This window comes from Peribacillus sp. P4_D6, from assembly GCF_056401795.1.
On record NZ_JBFUIQ010000212.1, the window covers coordinates 1 to 4,343 of the forward strand.

Sequence of the window (4,343 nt, forward strand, 5' to 3'; positions counted from 1 at the left end):
CGGATGGTCTTGCAGTAGGAAGGCCTTCAGCATTGGTTTCCAGTATGATGACGACCATGTTAAGCGGGAGCTATACCATAGAGGATAGAAGGTTATTCGAACTGCTCAAGGAAATGGTAGAGACGGAAGGCCATTATTTAGAGCCATCTGCCCTAGCAGGAGCATTTGGTCCGATACAACTTTTGTCAGCTAAAGAAGGAAGGGAATATCTTATGGATCAAAAACTGCTGGATAAAATGAACCAGTCGACGCATGTCATCTGGGCTACCGGCGGGAGCATGGTACCAAAAGATATGATGGAACTGTATTTATCTAAAAGTTAAAAAAATCCACAAGAGTGAAATTTTCAGAATGCAGGCAAACTCGTAGAAAAATGAGTTTGCCTGCATTATTTTTATTTGAAAAACCTCTCAGTTGTTTTCAGACGAAGCCGTTTTTCGTACAAACCGCACTTTATTTGACCGACAACGAATTATTCGAACCCCGGAGCATAAATTTTGCGGTCCGGATGATGATTCCGTTCCCTTAAGGTCGACGTCCTGCCAAATACTCCTCACCGCAAGCTTCAAGCAGTGGCTGGGCTCCAGACATTCAATCCGAATTTCATCACAAAGAAAAGTCTTGTATTAAAATCAGGGTAATCATCCCGATACAATCGTGAGAGAGAATCAGGATGAGACCATTCCGAACCTCTTTTGACATTTTCATTGAAATATCTCCTAAAGTTAAGAAATTGGGGCTCTATGAGCCACTATGTTATGCCACTTTTGGACCTAGCCATGTCCAATTGGCCATATTCTTTAAATTAATGGCAGAGAAAGTAAGCATCGCTTGCATCGGCAACTTTTTAAGTCCCCTTAAAGCAGTCTTACGCATATCATGCTTCTTTTGCATCTACGAATACACACTCAATCGTTTTTTTATGTTTCGCATATATAGGTTTTAGATCTAAAAATGACGCAGATGATCTGCATCTTCCACGATATGCTTGTCAGAAATGCCGTGCCACTACTAAAAGCGCGTCTAGGGGAGACCCCTCAGGCGAAAGCCGAGGGCCGACCGCCGGCGGAAAGCAAGTGCCTGAAGTGGAAATCAACGTTCAATATGTAAAAGCTAAAAAAACTGTAGACAAACTCGAGCGAAAGTTTGTCTACAGTTCGTGAAGTTCATGACAGTGAACTTCTTTATATTTATAACCCCCATGAGTTCAATAAAAGGTGAATGGCTTTTTCCAATTCGGATTCAGGAATCCCTGCAAAGCCCAATATAATTTTTGGAGGATGTTCGTCAATTTTCTCGATTGAATATGTTGATAAGCCATAAATTTTAATATGGTCTTCGTTTGCCTTTTGAATAAGTGTCTGTTCATCCATGCCGTTCTTGACGATGAGGACGATATGCAATCCTGACCGCTCTCCAATGATTTTTATTTGTTGATGGGGTTTAAATAGATCAATCACTTTATCCAGCTTCCGACGGTACACTTTCCTCATCCGATTCAAATGCTTTTCAAAATCCCCTTCCTTCATGAACTGTGTCAACACGTGCTGATCAATCCGTGAAACGGTTGAATGGTAAAAAGACAATTCCTGTTGATGCATTTGTAACAATGGAGCGGGAAGAACCATATAACTGATCCGAATTGATGGCATCAATGATTTTGAAAATGACCCTAAATAAATCACCTTATCACCAGCATCCATACTTTGTAAGGAAGGAATTGTTTTTCCACTATAACGAAATTCACTATCATAATCGTCTTCGATAATATAGCGGTTTGCTGCCCCTTGAGCCCAGTTCAACAATCGCGTCCGTCTGTTAACGGATAGGATTGTCCCATTGGGGAAGTGATGTGAGGGAGTGACATACACAACGTCGATGTTTGAATCTTCAATTTGGTTCACCTTTACGCCTTCTTCATCAATTTGCAGTGGATGGACTTCATTTGGGTAGTTGCGTAAAATCCGATGAATCAGGTGATACCCGGGATCTTCAACACCATAGATGGCATTTTTATCGAATAGAAGGACAAGCTGCTGTAATAAAATTTCCATTCCTGCACCAATGATGATCTGTTCTGGGACACATTGAACACCACGTGCATGATACAAATAATGGGCAATTTCACATCGTAATTCATATTCCCCTTGAGAATCCCCAAGTAAAAGAAGATCTTGATGTGATTCATCGATTTTGCTTTTCATGTATTTTCTCCATTTTTCAAATGGGAAATGTTCCGTGTCAATTTGGCTGGGATGAAAATGATATAGCAATTCCCCTTGTTTATGATTGATTTGTTCCACTGGTACTTGGTTAGTTTGTGTATACTCTAAATCCTCGAAAGTTTGAATATAGTACCCTTTTCTTGGTATGACTTCAACGTATCCTTCAGCAGTCAATTGTTCATATGCAGTCTCTACGGTATTTTGACTTATTTGAAGGAACTCTGCCAATTTCCGTTTGGAAGGCAGTTTTGTGCCGTAAAGAAGACGGCCTTCAATGATTTCTTTTTTAATATATGAATATAATTGTTCGTACAAAGGTACTTCACTTAACCGATTTAAATCGCAAGAAAGCATATTCATTTTGTTGCCACCTTTTTGATAAATTTTTACTGACCTCATTAAACTTATTAAAACTGACACTTTCAATGTGGTCAACTCTTTTTTATACTAAGCCTAACAAATCTAAAAAATGAAAATATTAGGGGGAAGAAAAAAATGGAAAAATTATTAGGAACTGACACAGTAAAAAGAGGAATGGCACAAATGCAAAAGGGTGGCGTAATCATGGACGTCATTAACGCAGAACAAGCAAAAATCGCAGAAGCATCCGGTGCGGTCGCTGTCATGGCATTGGAAAGGGTACCTTCCGACATCCGTGCGGCTGGCGGCGTAGCAAGAATGGCAGATCCGCGAATTGTCGAGGAAGTAATGAATGCAGTCTCAATCCCGGTCATGGCTAAAGCAAGGATTGGCCATATCGTTGAATCAAGGGTCCTGGAATCCATGGGAGTGGATTATATCGATGAAAGTGAAGTGCTGACTCCTGCGGATGAAGAATACCATATTCTAAAAAGTGATTTCACAGTACCTTTCGTTTGTGGCTGCCGTGATTTAGGCGAAGCTGCGCGCCGTATTGGTGAAGGAGCATCCATGCTTCGTACAAAAGGAGAACCAGGAACAGGTAATATTGTGGAAGCTGTGCGTCATATGAGAAAGGTACAGTCACAAATTCGCAAAGTTAGCATCATGAGTGATGATGAATTAATGACAGAGGCAAAAAATCTTGGAGCCCCATTTGAAATTTTAAGAGAAATCAAACGCACAGGTAAATTGCCTGTAGTTAACTTTGCAGCGGGCGGAATTGCCACCCCAGCAGATGCTGCATTGATGATGGAATTGGGAGCAGATGGCGTTTTCGTTGGGTCTGGTATTTTTAAATCTGAAACTCCAGAAAAATTCGCATCCGCAATCGTTCAAGCGACTACATATTTCACCGATTATGAATTGATTGGCAAGTTGTCAAAGGAATTGGGCAGTGCAATGAAGGGCATTGATATTTCCAAACTAGCTCCGGCAGAACGGATGCAGGAACGTGGATGGTAATATGTTAACGATTGGTGTTTTGGGATTACAGGGAGCGGTTGAAGAACACTTGAACCAAATCAAAGCTGCCGGCGAACAAGCGATTATAGTAAAAAAACCGGAACAGTTGCGGGAAATCGATGGTTTGATCATTCCAGGCGGAGAAAGCACGACGATGAGGAAGCTAATGGATCGTTATGGATTTATGGAACCGATCAAAACTTTCTTCGAAGATAAAAAACCAATTTTCGGTACATGTGCGGGGATGGTATTGGCGGCAAATGAATTGACTGGCGATGAGGTGGCCTATCTCGGACTAATGGACATTTCCGTGAAAAGGAACGGATTTGGACGTCAACGGGAAAGTTTCGAGGCTGACCTATCCATCAAAGGAATGGAAGCCCCTTATAAGGCAGTATTCATCCGGGCGCCATTTGCTGATGAAGTTGGAGAAGGTGTAGAAGTATTGGCTGTTTATGAAGAGAATGTAGTGTCTGCGAGACAAGACCATGTCCTCGTAAGTGCATTTCATCCAGAATTGACAGGTGATGATCGCTTCCTTCAACTTTTCATTGAAATGGTGAAGACATCCGTAAATAAGGCCGAATTGAAAACTTGCTAAACAAATGAAGCTGTCCTATTAATAGGACAGCTTTACTTTTGAAAGCTCAAAACTTTATAAAAATACATATTGCTTGAATTTACTATTCTTTACTTTTATAATAAAAAGTAAGTGATTACTTACTTATTTGGAAG

Annotated in this window: 3 protein-coding genes and 2 pseudogenes; 3 read left to right on the forward strand and 2 right to left on the reverse strand. The window is 40.8% G+C overall.

Annotation, left to right across the window (positions count from 1 at the left end; genetic code table 11):
- Nucleotides 1-323, forward strand: a pseudogene (locus AC1DVB_RS25525) (D-serine ammonia-lyase); the annotation flags it as partial.
- Between the two features lie 433 nt (nt 324-756).
- Here AC1DVB_RS25525 and AC1DVB_RS25530 read toward each other — a convergent pair.
- Together AC1DVB_RS25530 and pdxR are read right to left on the reverse strand one after the other, a co-directional pair.
- Nucleotides 757-943: pseudogene (locus AC1DVB_RS25530) on the reverse strand (transposase); the annotation flags it as partial.
- 247 nt (nt 944-1,190) lie between these two features.
- Complete coding sequence (gene pdxR / locus AC1DVB_RS25535) at nt 1,191-2,585, reverse strand: MocR-like pyridoxine biosynthesis transcription factor PdxR (protein WP_057277550.1); 1,395 nt, start codon at nt 2,583-2,585, stop codon at nt 1,191-1,193.
- A 135-nt stretch (nt 2,586-2,720) separates the two neighbouring features.
- On the opposite strand from pdxR, the gene pdxS reads away from it, so the two are divergent.
- Both pdxS and pdxT read left to right on the forward strand, forming a co-directional pair.
- Nucleotides 2,721-3,608, forward strand: coding sequence for a pyridoxal 5'-phosphate synthase lyase subunit PdxS (pdxS, locus tag AC1DVB_RS25540; RefSeq protein WP_034306956.1), 888 nt, complete (start codon nt 2,721-2,723; stop codon nt 3,606-3,608).
- Nucleotide 3,609: 1 nt separating this feature from the next.
- A complete protein-coding gene (pdxT, locus tag AC1DVB_RS25545) occupies nt 3,610-4,209 on the forward strand; it encodes a pyridoxal 5'-phosphate synthase glutaminase subunit PdxT (RefSeq protein WP_377332195.1) in 600 nt (199 codons plus the stop codon).
- Nucleotides 4,210-4,343: the final 134 nt, after the last annotated feature.